The organism is Kitasatospora sp. NEAU-69 (assembly GCF_057158765.1).
Genome location: NZ_JBWXUE010000008.1, coordinates 167,893 through 184,669, shown reverse-complemented (window position 1 = coordinate 184,669; position 16,777 = coordinate 167,893). Strand labels below are relative to the sequence as shown.

At 75.1% G+C, this 16,777-nt stretch carries 14 protein-coding genes; 7 read left to right on the top strand and 7 right to left on the bottom strand.

Going from position 1 to position 16,777, the window contains the following annotated elements; translation table 11 throughout:
• Positions 1-83: 83 nt before the first annotated feature.
• On the bottom strand, positions 84-1,493 hold the full coding sequence (locus tag AC060L_RS12060; RefSeq protein WP_483798657.1) for an MFS transporter: 1,410 nt from the start codon (positions 1,491-1,493) through the stop codon (positions 84-86).
• On the opposite strand from AC060L_RS12060, the gene AC060L_RS12055 reads away from it, so the two are divergent.
• Positions 1,387-2,391, top strand: a complete 1,005-nt coding sequence (locus tag AC060L_RS12055) for a serine hydrolase domain-containing protein (protein ID WP_483798656.1) — start codon at positions 1,387-1,389, stop codon at positions 2,389-2,391. The genes AC060L_RS12060 and AC060L_RS12055 overlap by 107 nt on opposite strands.
• A 54-nt stretch (positions 2,392-2,445) precedes the next feature.
• On the opposite strand, the gene AC060L_RS12050 is transcribed toward AC060L_RS12055, so the two are convergent.
• Together AC060L_RS12050 and AC060L_RS12045 are read right to left on the bottom strand one after the other, a co-directional pair.
• On the bottom strand, positions 2,446-3,090 hold the full coding sequence (locus tag AC060L_RS12050; protein ID WP_483798655.1) for a hypothetical protein: 645 nt from the start codon (positions 3,088-3,090) through the stop codon (positions 2,446-2,448).
• Positions 3,091-3,149: 59 nt separating this feature from the next.
• Entirely contained in the window at positions 3,150-3,998 is an 849-nt protein-coding gene (locus tag AC060L_RS12045; RefSeq protein WP_483798654.1) for an NAD-dependent epimerase/dehydratase family protein, read from the bottom strand.
• A 226-nt stretch (positions 3,999-4,224) separates the two neighbouring features.
• Between AC060L_RS12045 and galE the strand changes: the two genes are divergently transcribed.
• Positions 4,225-5,355 carry a UDP-glucose 4-epimerase GalE gene (galE, locus tag AC060L_RS12040; protein ID WP_483798653.1) on the top strand — a complete coding sequence of 377 codons (1,131 nt, stop codon included), beginning with the start codon at positions 4,225-4,227 and terminating at the stop codon, positions 5,353-5,355.
• Positions 5,356-5,406: 51 nt separating this feature from the next.
• On the opposite strand, the gene AC060L_RS12035 is transcribed toward galE, so the two are convergent.
• The 4 genes from AC060L_RS12035 to AC060L_RS12020 all read right to left on the bottom strand — a co-directional run bounded on the left by AC060L_RS12035 (position 5,407) and on the right by AC060L_RS12020 (position 9,515).
• The gene (locus AC060L_RS12035) at positions 5,407-5,997 is read right to left on the bottom strand and encodes a TetR/AcrR family transcriptional regulator (protein ID WP_483798652.1); all 591 of its coding nucleotides are present in this window, start codon (positions 5,995-5,997) and stop codon (positions 5,407-5,409) included.
• Positions 5,998-6,072: 75 nt separating this feature from the next.
• Positions 6,073-7,476, bottom strand: coding sequence for a DUF2254 domain-containing protein (locus AC060L_RS12030; protein ID WP_483798651.1), 1,404 nt, complete (start codon positions 7,474-7,476; stop codon positions 6,073-6,075).
• A gap of 112 nt (positions 7,477-7,588) precedes the next feature.
• Entirely contained in the window at positions 7,589-7,990 is a 402-nt protein-coding gene (locus AC060L_RS12025; protein WP_483798650.1) for a DUF3592 domain-containing protein, read from the bottom strand.
• Positions 7,991-8,096: 106 nt separating this feature from the next.
• Positions 8,097-9,515, bottom strand: a complete 1,419-nt coding sequence (locus AC060L_RS12020) for an NsdA family TPR-like regulatory protein (RefSeq protein ID WP_483798649.1) — start codon at positions 9,513-9,515, stop codon at positions 8,097-8,099.
• 597 nt (positions 9,516-10,112) lie between these two features.
• Between AC060L_RS12020 and AC060L_RS12015 the strand changes: the two genes are divergently transcribed.
• The 5 genes from AC060L_RS12015 (at position 10,113) to AC060L_RS11995 (ending at position 16,678) form a co-directional block, all read left to right on the top strand.
• Positions 10,113-11,459: a hypothetical protein gene (locus tag AC060L_RS12015; RefSeq protein ID WP_483798648.1), complete on the top strand. Its 1,347-nt coding sequence runs from the start codon at positions 10,113-10,115 to the stop codon at positions 11,457-11,459.
• 194 nt (positions 11,460-11,653) lie between these two features.
• Positions 11,654-12,802 carry an ACP S-malonyltransferase gene (locus tag AC060L_RS12010; RefSeq protein ID WP_483798647.1) on the top strand — a complete coding sequence of 383 codons (1,149 nt, stop codon included), beginning with the start codon at positions 11,654-11,656 and terminating at the stop codon, positions 12,800-12,802.
• Positions 12,799-14,682 (top strand): acyl-CoA dehydrogenase family protein, encoded by a 1,884-nt coding sequence (locus tag AC060L_RS12005; protein ID WP_483798646.1) that lies wholly within the window; start codon positions 12,799-12,801, stop codon positions 14,680-14,682. The genes AC060L_RS12010 and AC060L_RS12005 overlap by 4 nt, the downstream gene beginning before the upstream one ends.
• A complete protein-coding gene (locus AC060L_RS12000; RefSeq protein ID WP_483798645.1) occupies positions 14,679-15,746 on the top strand; it encodes a 3-oxoacyl-ACP synthase III family protein in 1,068 nt (355 codons plus the stop codon). The genes AC060L_RS12005 and AC060L_RS12000 overlap by 4 nt, the downstream gene beginning before the upstream one ends.
• Positions 15,743-16,678, top strand: a complete 936-nt coding sequence (locus tag AC060L_RS11995; protein ID WP_483798644.1) for an SDR family NAD(P)-dependent oxidoreductase — start codon at positions 15,743-15,745, stop codon at positions 16,676-16,678. The genes AC060L_RS12000 and AC060L_RS11995 overlap by 4 nt, the downstream gene beginning before the upstream one ends.
• The last annotated feature ends 99 nt before the right edge of the window (positions 16,679-16,777 follow it).

Sequence of the window (16,777 nt, the reverse complement as noted above, 5' to 3'; positions counted from 1 at the left end):
AGGACGTGATGTTCATCCGACCCGGACACCAGGCTCCGAGCTCCGGGCTCCGGGCTCCGGGCTCCGAGACCGCGGAGGAGAGGCTACTTCGCTGCGGCCCGGCGCTGGGCGGCGGCGAGCACCAGGGCGGCCGCACTGCCCAGCAGCGCTGCCACGATCACCGCCGCCCAGCCGCGCCGGAAGCCGTCCAGCGCGGCCTGCGGCCCGTGCGGGGTGCCGATCAGGCTGACCGTCAGCGCCACGCCCATCACCGCGCCGATCTGCCGGGCCATCGTGGTGATCGCCGAGCCGGTGGCGAAGCGCGTGGGCGGCAGCGCCGCCGCGGCGGCACCGATGAGGGTGGGCAGCGTCAGCCCCACGCCCAGGCCGGTGAGCAGCATCCCCGGCAGCAGTTCGGTGGCGTAGCCGGGCCGGACGCCGATGGCGGCGGCCCACCAACCGATGCCCGCGGCGAACAGCAGGGTACCGAGCGCGGACAGCCGTCCGGGGCCGAGCCTGCGCACCAGTGCGGCGCTGCCCAGGGCGACCGGCGGCACCAGCAGGGGTCCGGGGGCGATGGCGAATCCGGTGCGCAGCGCCGAGTACCCCCAGGCCTGCTGGCACCAGAGGACCGAGGTCAGCAGCATGCCGGCGAAGGCGAGGGAGAACAGCAGGGCTGCGGTGTTTGCGGCGGCGAAACTGGGCACCCGCAGCAGCGGCAGTTCGACGATGGGGGCACGGTGGCGCGCCGAGCGGCGCAGGAACCAACCGGTCAGCAGCGCGCTTGCGAGCAGGCCACCCAGGACCCGGAGCGAGAGCCAGCCCCAGTCGTCCCCCTTGACCATCGCCACGGCGAGGACGGCGATGGCGGCGGTGAGCAGGCCCGCGCCGAACAGGTCCGGCAGTGGGCCGTTCTCCGTACCGCGCAGCCTGGGCAGCACGCGGGCCCCCACGGCGATGGCGGCGATGCCGACCGGGACGTTGGCGATGAACACCCAGCGCCAGTCGGCCTCGACCAGCAGTCCGCCGAGGACCGGCCCGAGCCCGGCGGCGATCCCGCCGATCGAGGCCCAGGCCCGGATGGCGCCGGGGCGCTCGGCCGGTGGAGTGGCATCCAGCAGCAGCGCCAGTGAGGTCGGCATCAGCGCGGCCGCGCCCGCCGCCTGGACCACCCGGGCGGCGTCGAGCCACCCGACGGCCGGGGCGACTGCGCAGAGTGCGGAGGCGATGGTGAAGACGGCCAGCCCGGCGAGGAACACCGTCCGGTGGCCGATGCGGTCCGCCAGCCGTCCGGCGGGGACCAGCAGTGCGGCGAAGACGATGGCGTAGCCGTTCAGCACCCAGGACAGGGTGGCCAGGCTGCTGCCGTGGAAGTGCTGCTGCATCGCCGGGAGGGCGACGTTGACGATGAACAGGTCGAGGTTCGAGACGAAGACCGCGGCGGCGACCACCAGGAACGCGGCCCGGCGGTGGGGCCGGCCGTGGGGCTGGTCCCGCTCGGCCGGTGCGGCCACTGGGTTTGATATTCCAACTATCTCCATGAGCCGGAACGCTAGCGGCAGTGAGTTTGAATATGCAACCCTCATGGCGGGACGATGGCGTGACACCTGCACACCGATGCCCGGCCCACGGCCAGGGGGGGTATCCCCTGCGAGGAGGGGTCAGGACACCCGGCAGTGGACCCCGCGCGAGTTGCCGGCCGCGGGCGTGCGGCACGCGCCGCTCTTCCCGCCCGGGCGTCAGTTCTCCTACAGCAACACCAACTACATCGCGTTGGGCCTGATCCTGGAGAAGGCCACCGGCACCTCGCTGGGCGCACTCGTCCAGCAGCGCATCGCACGCCCCCTGGGCCTGACCCACACGTACCTCGCCGACGGCCCCGCGACCAGCCGCCACCAGGCCCACGGCTACGAGCCGGACGCCGCCCACCTCGCACCGTTCCTGCCGCCCGGCGTCCCGGCCGGAACCTCCTTCGCGGGCCCGGCGCGCGGCACGTGGGTCGACACCACCGCGATCAACCACAGCACGCTGTGGGCGGCAGGCGGCATCGTGTCCACCGCCGCCGACTGGGCCCGCTTCGACCAAGCCCTGCTCTCCGGCGAACTGCTGCCCACCGCCCAGCTCGACGAGATGAAGACCACCGTCCCCGAGGACCCGCGACAACCCGCCGGGAACGGCTACGGACTGGGCCTGCGCAAGGTCGTCTTCCCCTGCGGCACGGTGTGGGGCCACGACGGCCAGGCCGCGGGCTACTCCAGCGAGGCCTACGCCGACGCCGAGGGCCGACGCACCGTCACCGTCCTGGTCCCCACCATCTTCGGCCTGGCCGCACCCGGGCCCGCCGCCGCCGAGCAGGCACTGGTCCGGACGGCGGTCTGCGCCATGCTCGATGAGCCGAGCCCGCAGGCGTAGGAGAGATCGCTCCGGGATGAGTGAGGACGATAGCCGAACGGGCCTGGCCAGGCGTCAGCAGTATCCCTCCAGCCCGGTGCCACCCTTCGGGGCGAGGCTGGGCCAGGGCCGCCCGGTGCTGTCCGCGGCGAAGGAGCGCAGAAGGTCGATGAGGTCGCCTCCCGGGTAGCCCTGGAAGCTCCGGAAGGCGCGGCGGTGGTAGCAGCTCCAGTAGCTCACGACCCGCCGCTGGGTCCGGGCGAAGAAGGCGGGGTTGGACGCGATGAACTCACCGTAGGCGAGGCGCAGATCAGCCCCCGAGGCACCGGGGTCGCGCAGTCCGGCTCTGATGTCGACCAGGATCTCCAGGACGTACTCGCCGACCAGTTGGACGACGAACGGGATGACCCACGGGTCCGCAGAGCCGAGGATCCGCGCGAGGTGGCGCTGCCTGACCCAGCCGTCGCAGTGCCGCGAGTACAAGCAGTGCAGAACCTGTCGCTGACGCGGCGCGAGGGCGGCGACCGACTCCGATGGCAGCTCGTCGTTGTTGATGCGCCCCGGGATGGAGACCTGCCGGCCCTGCACCACGACCGAGAACGGCGCGACCGGCCGGTACCAGGACACAGGCATGACCGCCAGAACCGTCCGGACGTCATCGGCGAGTTCGGCCGGGAACGCCGCTGTCAACAGGTCACGGTGGTCGGAGGGCTGGTGCACGGTCCGAGCATACGTGCAGGCCGGCGGGCGAGATGATCACCCCGATGTCGAGGGTCGGGCTAAAGGCCGGTGAAACCCGTGCGCCAGGAGGGGTGTTGGGGCCGCCAGCCGCAGGACGTGCGGGCGAGCGAGTTGTCGGCGCCGCGTGCCCACGCGGCGCCTCCGGTGCCGGGTGGAGGTGGCGTGGTGCCGAAGGCCCGGGCCAGTGCGGGGACCCACGCGGCGGCCGGCGCCGGCTCGTCGTCCACGATGTTGACCGGGCCGCTCGGCCACGCCAGCGCGGCCAGCGCGGCCCGGGCCGCGTCCTCGACGTGCAGGAACGAGGAGACCGCGTCGTCGGCGGCGAGTTCGCCGCGCCGCAGCCGGTCGGCGATCGGGCCGCCCGGCGCGTACCAGGTGCCGGGCCCGTACAGCAGGCCATAGCGCAGGATCACGTGCTCCGGGAGCTCGGCCGCCGCCCGCTCCAGCGCGAGCACGCCGTCGATCGTGGTGGCGCGCGGCTCGGGGGCGGCGGTGTCCAGCGGGGTGGCCTCGACGGCCGGTCCGCCGCCGGGCTGGTACGCGAAGGCGATCGACTGGGCCACGATCCGTCCGACGCCGGCCTGCCGGGCGGCGTCCACCAGGTTGCGGGTGCCGACCCGGCGCAGGCGCGCGTTGTCCGCGAGGTCGCCGTCGGCGAGCGCCGTCAGCTGGTGCACGATCACCTCCGGTGCGGCGGCGGCCACGGCGTCCGCGACGGCCGCGCGGTCGAAGACGTCCAGCTGGACGGCGGCCGCGCCCTGCTCGCGGATCCACGCGACGCCGCGCGGCGAGCGGGAGGCCGCGGTGACCTGGTGGCCGGTCTCAAGGAGCAGCGGCAGCAGGAGCCGGCCGATGGCTCCGGTGGCTCCGGCGAGGAAGACGCGCATGCCTGTTCCGGCTGTCCTGGAAGCTGCTTGAGGTTCGGTCACCTGATCACCGTACGAGCGGATTGGCTCGCTTGTTTGCGCCACTTCGCGCCGGCTTGGTTGGGCCAATGCAGGCCCGAGCAAGAGTGCGCCGAACATAAAGCAACATAATCACACAACATCAAACACGATTGGGCGTACAGTGGCCCCACCACCCCATGATCGATCGCGAGGGAGATCCGCACAGATGAAGGTGCTCATCACCGGCGGAGCCGGTTTCATCGGCAGCACGGTCGCATCCGCCTGCCTGGACCAGGGCATCACGCCGATCATCCTGGACAACCAGTGCACCGGCCGCCGCGAGTTCACCGAGGGACGCATCTCGTACCAGGGCGACATCGCCGACGGTGCGCTGCTCGACCGGATCTTCGCCATCCACCCGGACATCACCGCCGCGGTCCACTGCGCCGCGCTGATCGTCGTACCGGACTCGGTCGCGAGGCCGCTGACGTACTACCGCGCCAACGTCGCCAAGACCATCGACCTGGTCGAGCACCTGCTGCGCAACGGCTGCGACCGGCTGCTCTTCAGCTCCTCGGCCTCGATCTACGGGCCGGGGGCGGAGGACGGCATGGTGGACGAGTCCTCGGCGCTGCTGCCGTCCAGTCCGTACGCGCGGACCAAGGCGATGGCGGAGCAGATCCTCCAGGACGCCACGGTCGGCTCCGCGCTGCGCGTGGTCTCGCTGCGGTACTTCAATCCGATCGGCGCCGACCCGGCGCTGCGAACGGGTCTGGCGCACCTGTCGCCATCCCACGTGCTCGGCAAGCTGATCGAGGCGCACACCGGTCGCGGCACGTTCCGGATCACCGGCGTCGACTGGCCGACCCGCGACGGCAGCGGGATCCGCGACTACATCCACGTCTGGGACCTCGCGCAGGCGCACGTCGCGGCGCTGCGCCGGTTCGACGAGATCGTGCCGCCGGGCCGTCAGGACGGGGAGGGCGCCGGCAGTAGCGGTGCGGGCGCAGGCGCAGGGTACGAGGTGATCAACGTCGGCACCGGAACGGGCACCACCGTCCGGGAACTCGTGCGCGCCTTCGAGGAGGTGGTCGGCGAGCCGCTCGACGTCGTGGAGACCGAAGCCCGTCCCGGCGACGTCATCGGCTGCTGGACGGCGAACGGGAAGGCGCGCCGGCTGCTCGACTGGCAGCCGACCAAGGACCTCGCCGACGGCATCCGCGACGCGCTCGCCTGGCGGCGCACCTGGACCGAGCGGCTCACGGCCGAGGGGCTCGCGGCCAGGCAGTTGGCAGGCGGGCAGTTGACGGCCAGGGAACCCGCAGACGGGGAGCTGGCGGCCGAGCCGCCGCGCTGATCCGGCCGGGCCGGTCGGGCAGCGGGCCGGTCGGGCAGCGGTCCCCTCGCGCTACCCGGCCGACTCCGCCGGCGGGAACAGCACGGCGGCCAGCGCCGGCGCGTACTGCGCGACGAGCGCCTCGTGCGTCAGCTCGATGATCCCGGGCAGCCGCAGCAGATGGCGGCAGAGCGCGAGGCCGAGCAGCTGCGCGGAGACCAGTCCGCCGCAGTCGGCCGCGCGCTCGGCGCCGACCGCGCCGGCCAGCACCGGGACGACCTGGCGGCCGAGGATCTCGGTGAGCTGCGCCGCCGCCTGCTCGTTCGTCACGGCCGAGCGCAGCAGCAACAGCAGGCCGTCGTCGCTCGGGTCGCCCTCCCAACGCTTGAGGAAGTGCCGGACCAGCGCGACCGGCAGCTCCTCGGGCGACAGGGCGGAGAGGTCCGGCAGCCGCAGGTCGAAGTCGGTCGCCGCGGCGAACAACTGCTCCTTGTTGCCGAAGTAGCGGATGACCATCGACGGGTCGATGCCGGCGCATGCGGCTATCGCCCGGATCGTCGCACGCTGGTATCCGTCGGCCGCGAAGCGGGTGCGGGCGGCCGCGAGGATGGCGGCGCGGGTCACGTCGGACCGACGCGGAGCGTCCAGGCTGTTCGAGGTCATGGCGGCAGCATAGCCAGCACCCACGGCCCAACGGTCGATGAGTTTCATTGCGCCGTCTCCAGCCCCGCCTGACGTTCAGTCGCCCCGCTCATCGGCTCGCTCATCGCCCGGCGCATCGGCCCGCTCGGCGTGCGCCTCGCACTCCGCGTACGCCGCCAGTACCGCCCGGTAGCGCCGGCGCACGTCCTCCCGGTCGGCCGCCTCCGGCACCGTCTCGGCCCCGACCCGGTCGATCATCTCGGCCTGGTCCAGCAGCACCCTGCGCTGTCCGGCGGTGCGGGTGTCCGCCATGATCTCGGCGAGCACGTCGAGCTGGCGGATCAGCACGGCGGGCATGCCGGGCGCCGCCTGCCGGATCTTCTCGAACGAGCGCTGGACCAGCCGCTCGTAGCTCACCGGCACCGCCAGCACCCGGATCCGGCCGGCCGCGTCCCGGTGCACCGGATCCGGGTGCCAGCGCGCGGCGATCCGGCACAGCCCCTCGCCGAGCCAGTCGATGCAGGTCAGCGCCGTGAAGGTGTCGTTCACCGCCGTGGACAGCGCCCGGATCGCGATCTCCACCAGCTGGTCCACGGCGAACGCGATGTCCTGCGCGAGTGTGCGGGACGGCCCGGTGATGTGCGCCCGGGCGAAGCTGCTGGCCACCGCCGGCGCGGCCTCGGCGGGCCAGACGGTGGCGAGTGGATGCCCCTGCACCAGGAAGTGCCCAGGGCGCTGGTCGAGCCGGATGACGGCGTCCAGCTCGGTCGCGATCCGGACCAGCGTGCGGTGCCGGACGAACTGCAGGTAGCCGCTGACCGGCGCCGGAACCCGCGCCCCCGCCGCGTCCAGCCGGGCGTGCAGCTCGGCCGCCGACGGGCCGTGCGCCGCGCCGTCCGCCGGCTCGGGCTCGCCCGCACCCGCCTCGATCGCCTCGGAGAGCTCCGCCGCGATGCTCGCGATCACGTGCGGCAGCTGGATCGAGGTCGCGATGTGGTGGATGAAGTAGATCAGCAGCGCGAGGTCGGCCAGCAGCAACACCATGCAGACCGTGATCGACAGGTGTGGCACGAAGTCGCCGTGCGAGCCCGGACCTATCGAGATGAGCGCGAGGATCGCGTAGGCGAAGGTCCCCACGAAGGTGCCCAGGGTCAGCTTGGTGGTGCGGTCCCGGATGAAGGTGCGCAGCATCCGCGGCCCGAACTGGGTGGAGGCCAGCGTCAGCGTGACGATCATGATCGAGAAGACCACGCCGACGACGGTGATCAGCGCGGCCGCGATGGCCGCGAGGATCTGCCGGGCGGCGTCGGCGGTGCCGCTGATCACCCAGGGCGGCAGCGTCAGCGAGCCGCGGTAGGCGGCCCGGTCCACCTGCCAGGTGGCGAAGAAGAGCAGCCCTGCGAGGGCGACCTCGACGGTCGGGACCACCCACAGGTTCGTCCGCAGCGCCTCGCTGCGCCACTGCGACTCCAGGTGGACCCCGCGGATCACCTCGCCCACCACCTGTCCTGACCAGGCGCGGTTGACTGGGCTTCCACCCTAGCGTTGTCGGCGTGTCGCAGCCGCTCGGGGAGAGGTGGGGCGAGGGAGGTGGGGGGATGCCGGGCAGCTCTCAGCCGTGGGTCAGCAGCATCGTCAGCGCCGCGAGTGTGACCAGCGCGCCGAACGCCAGGAACGCGTACTCCAGCCCCCGCCGCTCCCGGCCGGGCAGCAGCACGCAGCGCGGGTCGGCCGGGTCGTAGACGATCGCCACCTCGGCGCCGTCCGGCAGCGCGGCCGGCGACGGGGAGAACACCTCCACCACGCCGCCGCTCTCGGTGGCGAACTGCAGCAGCGGACGGGGCGAGCCGCCGTGGTCCTCCGGCTCCGGCGTGCGGTAGCGCACCAGCGCACGGGTGGCCACGCCGACCTGGTGCAGCCGACGGATCTCCGACAGGCCGGCGGCGCCCGCGAGGAAGGCGACCACACCACCGAGCGCGGCGAAGAACGCGAGGCCGAGGCCGATCCAGACCATGCCCGGCACCTACCCGCCACCGGCTCGCGGCAGTCCCGCTGCCGGGCGGCGCCGCGCAAGCATCGCGTCAAGGGCGGGCGGGTTACGGGGGGCGGGGTGCGGGGCGTCAGGCGTCCGCCAAGGGCCCGGCAGTCGGGGTGCGGCGCTGCTGGGTCGGCAGGCGGGGCTCGACGGCGGCCGCCCGGGTGAGGACGGCTCGGGCGGCCGAGCTGTCCTGGTGCAGCCGCAGCCGCTCGCGCATGCCGTCCACCGCGGTGCGCAGCCGCGCGGAGTCCACCAGCGGGTAGTCGTCCAGTACGGCGTGCCAGCTCTCGCAGGCCCGGTCGAGACTGCCGCGCGCCAGCAGCAGCTCGGCCAGCCTGGCGTTCGTGACGGCGCGCGCCCGGCGCTCCCCGGGCGGCCGTTCGCGGACCGAGCGGACCAGCGAGCGCACCGCGCCCGCCGTGTCGCCGAGCGCGGCGAGCGTCTCGGCCTCCTGGTGTGAGAACGAGGCCCAGTGGTAGTCGGCGATGCCGCCGACCGGTGTTCCGGCCTGCTCCAGTCGGCGCCGGGCCTGCCGGAGGTGCTCGAACGCCGCGGTCCGGTCGCCACAGCCCGCCGCGGCGAGCGCCTGCTGGCCCAGCACGAACGCGGCCTGCCGGGGTGCCAGCACCGGCAGGTGTGTGCCGGCCAGGTCGGCGAGCTCCCGGGCGTAGCCGCGACGCCCGAGGTAGTGGGCCTGCACGCTCATGCCGCGCAGCGCCGTCGCGTGCAGCTGCGGGTCGGCCGCCTCGGCCGCCAGCCGGCCGCAGAGCCGGTAGTACGCCTGGGCGGGGCCCTGGCGGCGCGCGTCGAAGCAGGTGAAGCCGGCCAGGTAGGCCAGCCGCGCGGTGCACAGCATCAGCTCGCGCCGCACGGTCGGCGTGGCCGGTGCCCGCAGCCAGCCGGCCATCACGGTGGCCAGGAACCCGGCCACCGCCGGGCGGGCGCGCCCGCCGCCGAGGGATTCCTCGCCGGCCAGCAGTAGCGCCAGCACGTCCTGGGCCAGGCGCAGTTCCGCGCCGCTGATCCGGGGCGGCCGCGGCACCGTGGACAGCGCCGGCGACTGCAACTGGAACTGCAACGGCGACTGGCCAGGCGGCGCCGGGAACGGCGGGACCAGCCGACGGGCCAGCGAGTACACCGGCCCGCTGCGGCCGCGCGGATCGCTGCCGGCTGCGGCCAGCCGGGCGAGCAGCTCGTCCACCGGCGGCGCGCCGTCGGCCGGCGGCGGTTCCGGAGCGGCGGCCGGCCGGGCGAGCCGGGTGTCGGCCACCGTGACCTGCCGGCCGAGGGCGCGCGAGAGCACCTCGGCGACCAGGGCCGGGACGGGCTCGGCCGGGTGCGAACCGCTGAGCCAGTGCGCCACGGCGGTGCGGTCGTAGCGGTAGCTGCGCCCGTCGGCCGCGCCGGCGCGGTTGACGGCGCGGGCCAGGTCCTGGCCGCTCCAGCCGGCCTCGGTCAGGAGGGCACGCAGCTGCTGGTTGGGGAGGCGGGTAGCGCTCATCGCGGTCTCCTGCTTCGGAGGCGGGACCTGGTTGGGGGTGTCGGCCAGGGCCGTACGGCCTGCGGCTCGCTCTGCGGTCCCGCGGGGTGCGCAGGCGTGCACGTACGTAGGTGCGCAGGTGCACAGTCTCGAGCGGTGCGCCGGCCGCGGCTCCCCCACGTCGCGCGCGGCCTGGCGTCCCCGGCCTCACAGCAGCCGGGGGTCGCACCCCCCTGGCCGGGCTCTCGCGCCGGGGCCCGGCGCACCGCACAACCGGGCCCGGACCGTACCCCGACCGGGCGCCCGGTCGGGGTACGGTCCCGAGCGTGCCGTGGTGCCGGCAGATCCGCCAGAGGCGTGCGGTGGCACCTCAGGAGCGCGCGCCGGCCGAGCCCGCCCCCGGGGCCCGACGACGGGCCCCGGCGCCCGGCGCTACCGCATGCGCACTACGGCTTCGCCCATTCGCGCCAGCATCACGCAAAGTAGTGAATTCAGTGCCACGAGCTTCATCCGGTCGCCCCTTCGACGCCGAAGACAACTCGGGCGCTCGCCCTCGCGAGCGGACCGATCCAGTCGCTCCCCGAGCCCGAGCCCGGGGAGTTTTGCGAAGGGCTTCAGATGAACAGGACGCGTGAGCTGACCGGGCTCGCGATGGCGATCGATCACTGCCCGCCGGAGACGGTCGTGGTCGCGCGGCGCTTCCGGCACGGCGGGCGCGGCGTGGTGCCCTGCCCGGCGGCCGAGCTGCTGGCCGGCACGCTGCACCGGGCCGGTCTGCGGGTGGCGGTCCGGGACCTGTCGGTGGAGGGCGCGGCGGCAGCGGCCACCGGTCCGGGCCTCCGGACGGCCGTCGTCGGCTCGGCGGTCTCGTACCTGCTGGCCCCCGACGGGTACGTCGGCCTCGCCGCGGTGGCCCGCGCCGACGATCCGCAGGCCCAGACCACGGTCCGGCTCGCGATCGAGGCCTGGGCCCGCGTGCTGCGCACCCGGCTGCTCCTGACGCCCGGGGTGTCGCCGCGCTGCAGCGGGGTCCGCGAGTTCCTCGCCGCGCTCCACCGCACGGCGACCGTGACCGACCTGCCGCTGCTGGTCACCGGCGCGGACGGCTGCGGCCGGGCCGTCGAGGCCGAGGTCACCGGGGCCGGTGCGCGGGTGGTGGCGCACGCGGCCGAGGCCCGGGCCGGCGAGGTGCTGCTGATCGGCCCGGCCGGCGTCCCCGCGAGCGAACGGCGGGACGCCGAACGCCGCGGGGTGGTGCTGGTGGACGCCGGGTGCCGCCGCGTCGAGGCGGCCCGCAGCGAGATCGCGCGGCTCGCCACGGCCGGTGAGCACGTCCTGCTGGCCGGTCCGGCGGACACCGCGAGCGGCGAGCTGCTCCGCTCGGCCGGGCCCGAGGTGCGCTCGCTGCCGCAGGCCGAGCTCTGCCGGCAGCTCCCGGTGCCCGACCCGCAGCGGGTCGGGGTGGTGCTCGCACCCGGGCAGCCGGTGCGGCCGCTGCTGTCGATCAGCGACGCGGCCCGTGGTCGGTTCGGGCACATCGTCCCGCAGCATCCCTCGACGTACTGCTTCGAGGCGGACGACCGGTGCGACACCGTACGGCTGGTCGCCGCGCAGGCCGATCTGCTGCTGATCGCGGCCGGCCCGGACGATCCGGAGAGCGCGCGGGTCGCCTCCTGGGCGAGCCCGGGGCCCAGCACGGCGACCGGTCCAGCAGCGGGCGCGGTGACCGGTCCGGCAGCGGGCGTGGCGGCCGGCGCGGGCACCACCACCTGCGTGGTCACCTCGGTGCGCGAGATCGAGCCCGGGTGGCTGGCCGGTGCCGGCGCGGTCGCGGTGGTGGAGACGCTCAACGCACCGGGCCCGCTGGCCGGACGGATCCTCGCGGCACTGCGCGGCCTGGGGCCGAGCGACACCGTCCTGCGCTCGGTCACCACCCGACGGGAGTCCGCGCACCCGGACCAGTGACGACCGCCGGGTCGGCCACCACCAGGTCGGCCACCGCCGGGCACGCGGAGCCACACCGCACCGGCCACGCACCGCACGACGCTCAACACCCCGCCGCGCTCAACACCGAGGCCCGGCAGCCGGACTCCCGCCGCTCCCGCCGGATGGCGTTCGCTGAGGTGTGCACACCCGTGCGCACACCTCAGGGAGTGGCCATGCCCCAGCAGGACGACCAGCACAGCGGCCAGTTCGCCTTCGCCAACGGGCCCGCCACCCGACTCACCGACCACCGCCCGGACCAGCACGCCGACCACCGTCCAGATCACCGCCTCGACCACCGCCTCGACCACCGTGCCGGTGGCCGGGTCGGCGGTGGCCGTCCGATCCGGCCGCGCATCGTGCACGCCTTCCCCGGCCAGGGCGACTTCCCGCTCTCCCCGCTGCCCCGGGCGCTGGCCGTCCTGCCGGTGCTGCGCCGCTCGCTGGCCGAGGTCTTCCGCGCGGCCGACCCCGTCGCCGCCGAGTTCGACGTGCTGCCGCTCGGCCCCCGGCTGCTCGGCCCGGCTCCGCCGGGCGGCGGCGCGCTCGCCGCCGAGGCCCCCGGCACGCTGCAACTCGCCCTGTTCGGCGTCTGCCTGGCCACCCACCGGGCACTGACCGCTCGCGGCCTGCTCGCCGACCGGCTGCTCGCGGTCAGCTTCGGCGAGATCCCCGCGCTCACCGCCGCCGGCTCGCTGAGCATCCCGGACGGCGCCCGACTCGCCTGCCGGCTCGGGCAGTTGTTGCACACTGCGGACGGCGGTCTGACCGTCCTGCGGGCCGGCCGGCCACGGGTCCGCGCGCTGCTGGACCGGATCGGCACCCGCGAGATGGTCGTCGCCTGCGTCAACGACCCGACCGAGACCGTGATTTCGGGTCCGCTCGGCGAGCTGGCCGCGGTCGAGCAGGCGGCCCGCGAGGCGGGCGTCCTGGCCACCCGGCTGCGGCTGCCGTTCCGCGCCCACCACCCCGGACTGGTCCGGCAGGCCGCGCAGTTCGAGGCGTACGCGCGGACGCTGCCGATCTCGCCGGCCGCGCTGCCCGTGCACTCCGCGGTCGCCGGCCGCCCGTACGGCCGGGACGCCGATCTGCCGCGCGCCCTGGCCGACTGCCTGGTCCGCCCCGCCGACCTGCCGCAGGCGGTACGCCGGGCCGTCGGCCCCGGAACGCTCGTCCTGGAGACCGGAACCGGCGCCGCGCTGAGCCGCAACATCCGCCGGCTCGTCCCGGCCGCCCGCAGCCGCGCGCCGCTCGCGGAGCTGGAGACCGCGAGCGGCACCCCGCTCTCGCTCAGCAGCACGCAGACCCCGGGGAGGACCGGATGAGCACCCTGGACAGCGACGCGGCCCAGGAACTGCGCCGACAGCTGCGCGGCGAACTCGCCACCTCGCACCCGCTGAAGCCGATCGAGTTTCTGAATGATCGTCAGATAGCCACCGAGCCGGACTCGTTGGCCGGTGACACCACCGCTCACCTGCGGTTGCGCCGGCTCGCCGCCGGGCTGCCGCCGGCCGCCGAGGTCTTCGCCGACACCGGGCTGCTGGCAGCCCTCAGCGCGGCCACCGCGCTGGCAGACCCGCCGCTCTACCAGACCTTCCTGTCGCACTACATCCTCTGCGTCGGATCCGTCGCGACGCTGGGCGGTCCGGGCACCGACCCGGCCGGACTGCTGACGCACGCGCACGCCAAGGGCTCCTTCCTGGTGACCGAACTCGGCGACGCGAGCAGTCATCTGGGCATCCGGACCACGGCGCGGTTCGAGCCGGCCACCCGCGAATTCGTGCTGGAGACGCCCGACGACCGCGCCGCGAAGTTCTCCAGCGTCGCCGCCCTGGGCCTGCCCCAACTGGCCGTGATCTGCGCCCGGTTGCTGGTCGGCGGCCGGGACGCCGGCGTCTTCTCCTTCCTGGCCGATCTCACTGACGAGCGGGGGCGCCCGGTCCCCGGCGTCGAGATCTCCAGTCCGCTCGCGATCGACGCGCTGCCGCTGCCGTACGGCGCGGTGCGGCTGCGGCAGTTGCGGCTGCCGGAGACCCGCTGGCTGCGGGACGACGCGCGGATCGACGCTGCCGGCGTGCTCATCGACCCGCTCGGCTCACCCGAAGCCCGGCTGCAGCGCACGCTCTGCGTCGGGCAGGCACTGTGGGCGACGCTGCCGTCCGCGATGGCCGCGCTGGCCGCCCGCGGAGCCGTGCTCGCCTGGCGGTTCAGCGCCGGGCGCCGCTCGCACGGACGGCTCGCGCCGGGCGCGCCGGTGCTCGCCTACCGGACCCAACAGCACGCCGTGCTCGGCGCGTTGGCCGAGGCGTTCGCACTGCGCTGCGCCGCCGAACAGGCACGCCGGAGCTGGTCCGCCGCCCGCCGCCCGGACCCGGCCGCCGACCCCGGCCCGCTCGCCATGACCTTCTCACCGTGGGGCGCGGTCGACCGGTCGCTCGCGCTGCACAAGGCGCTCGCCACCCGGACCGCAGCCCGGCTGCTCGACGAATGCCAGCACCGCTGCGGCCTCTCCGGCTTCTTCGAGGTCAACCGGCTGTCCGGCTACCTGGGTCTGGCCCGCGCCTTCGACAACGCGGGCGGGGACAACACGCTGATCCTGCTGGACGCCGGACGCGCGATCGTCGAGCACGGCCCGGGCGAGGCACCGCTCGTGGCACCTCACCCGGAAGCGGACAGCCCGGCCGATCCGGCCTGGTGGCCGGCCACCGCCGCGGCGCTGCGGCACCGCCTGGGCGCCGAGCTGCACGCCGAGTTGAAGTCCGGACTCGACTCCGGACTCGACTCCGGCACTGGCTCCACCCCGCCACCGACCGATCTGGAGCAGTGGAACCCACTGCTCGACCGGACGCTACGGCTCGGCGAGATCAGCGCGCAGTGCCTGGCCGCCGACGCAGTCGCCCACGCGCTCGCCGAGGTCCGCTCCCCCGCCGCCCGGGCGCCGCTGGCCACGCTCGCCGCACTGCACGGCGTCCTCCAGGCCCGCCGGTTCGCCGGTGACCTGCTCTGCGCCGGGCTGCTCACCCCCGCCGCTGCCCGTCAGCTGCCGGCGGTGCTGGACGGGCTCTGCGACGCGCTGGCACCGCATCTCCCCGCCGTCGCCGAGGCGCTCGACCCCGAGCTCGCCGACGCCGGCGTCCCGCTCGCCGCCCCCGACTACGCCGCCGCCCTGGCCGGCGCGCTGAGCTGGTCGCGTGGTGCCCGATGACGGCCGACCCGCCCGCGATCGGCGTCCTCGGCATGGGCAGCTACCTGCCGCCGCAGATCCGCGACAACGCGGCGGTGGCCACCGCCGCCGGCGTGTCGGCGGGCTGGATCGCCGAGCGGACCGGCGTCCGCCACCGGCACGTCGCCGCCCCCACCGAAGCCGCCTCCGACCTCGCCGCCGCAGCCGTCCGGGCCGCCTGCCTGGCCGCGGGCATCGGCACCGCCGACCTCGGGCTGCTGATCGTCGCCACCTCGACGCCGGACGAACTCGGCCCGGCGACGGCCTGCCGGGTCCAGGCCGCGATCGGGGCCGGGCGCGCGATCGCGCTGGACGTCAGCGCCGCCTGCTCCGGCTGGCTGTTCGCGGCCCGGGTCGCGCACGACTGGCTGCGGGCCGAACCGGCGGTGCGCTACGCGGCCGTGGTCGGCGTCGAGGCGTACTCCAAGTTCATCGACCCCACCGACCGCGGCACCGCCGTGCTCTTCGCCGACGGCGCGGCGGCGGCCGTGCTCGGTCCGGTCGCTCCGGGCCACGGGTTCCACGGCTTCCGGCTCGGCTCCGACGGACGCGGCGCGCACCACGTGCTGATCCCGGCCGGCGGCAGCCGCCGACCCGCCACACCGGCCACGCTGGCCGACGGCAGCCACCGGATCCACATGGACGGCCGCGCGGTGCGCGACTTCATCGTGGCGATCTTCCCGCAACTGGTCGCCGAGACGCTGGCCGTGCACGGGCTGGGCCTGGACGAGATCGACGCGTTCGTCACCCACCAGCCCAACCCGGTGCTGCTGCGGCGCCTCGGCGAACAGCTCGGCATCCCGCCCGAACGGCTGATCGTCACCGGGGAGCGGACCGGCAACATCGGCGCCGCCTCGGCGCCGTTCGCACTCGCCTCGGCCGCGGCGGCGGGCACGCTGCCCGCCGGGGCCCGGATCCTCATCTGCGTCTTCGGCGCCGGCCTGACCTGGGGCAGCAGCCTGCTGACCTGGTCCGGCGCCCCGGGCCTCGCGCTGCCTGCCACCGACCCCGCCGCCCGCCCCACCGAGGATCAGGAGCCTCAATGAACAGCCACGACGCCTGCGCGCAGGAGCCCGCCGCACCGAGCGCCGGCCGGCTCGCCGACGCCACGCTCGATCCGTTCCGCCTGGACGGCGCCCGCACGCTCGTCACCGGCGCCTCGCGCGGCATCGGCCGCGCGGTCGCCGTCGCGTTCGCCCGGGCGGGCGCCCGGCTCGCGCTCGGCGCCCGCACCGGCGAGGCGCTCAAGGCGACCGCCGATGAGATCGAGCCGCTCGGCCGGCCGGCCGTGCTGGTGCCGGGCGACCTGGCGCGGGCCGGGCAGCCGGAACGGGTGGTGGACCAGGCCGCCGAGGCGCTCGGCGGCCTGGACATCGTGATCCACAACGCCGGGATCCTGCCCACGCTGCCCGACGGCTCACCGCTGCTGACGCCGCTTCAGCACCTGCCACAGCAGGCCTGGGAGGAGGTGATCGCCGTCAATCTGAACGCGACGGCCGCGCTCTGCCGCGCGGCGCACCCGTGGCTGGCCGCCGGCGGGCCGGGGTCTGGGTCTGGGTCTGGGGCTGGGTCGGCCAGTCTCGTGCTGGTCTCCTCGGTGGCCGGCGTGATCGGCACGCCGATGATGGAGGCGTACGCCGCGTCCAAGGCCGCACAGGTCTCGCTGGCGCGCAGCCTGGCCGTCGGCTGGGCCCGGCAGGGGATCCGGGTGAACGCGCTCTGCCCCGGCTGGACGCGGACCGACATGACGGCCTTCGCCCACACCGACGGGCCGCTCAGCGCCTGGCTACTCGCCCACGTGCCGCTCGGCCGCTGGGCGGAACCGGAGGAGGTCGCGGCGGCGGCCCGCTACCTGGCCTCCCCCGCCGCCGGATACCTGACCGGGCAGGTCCTGCTGCTGGACGGCGGTCTCTCCGTCCCGGACGGCGGCCTCGCGGGGATCCCCAAGCCACCCTCACCCTTCGCGCCGGCCTCCTGACACCCAGCGGCTAGGCCGTGTCTCATAATTCGCGTCGGATCAGCGCGCGGCGTTGGGCGCCCGGCTGGGCGTGCCGGCGAAGCGTCCTCGTACTGGGTC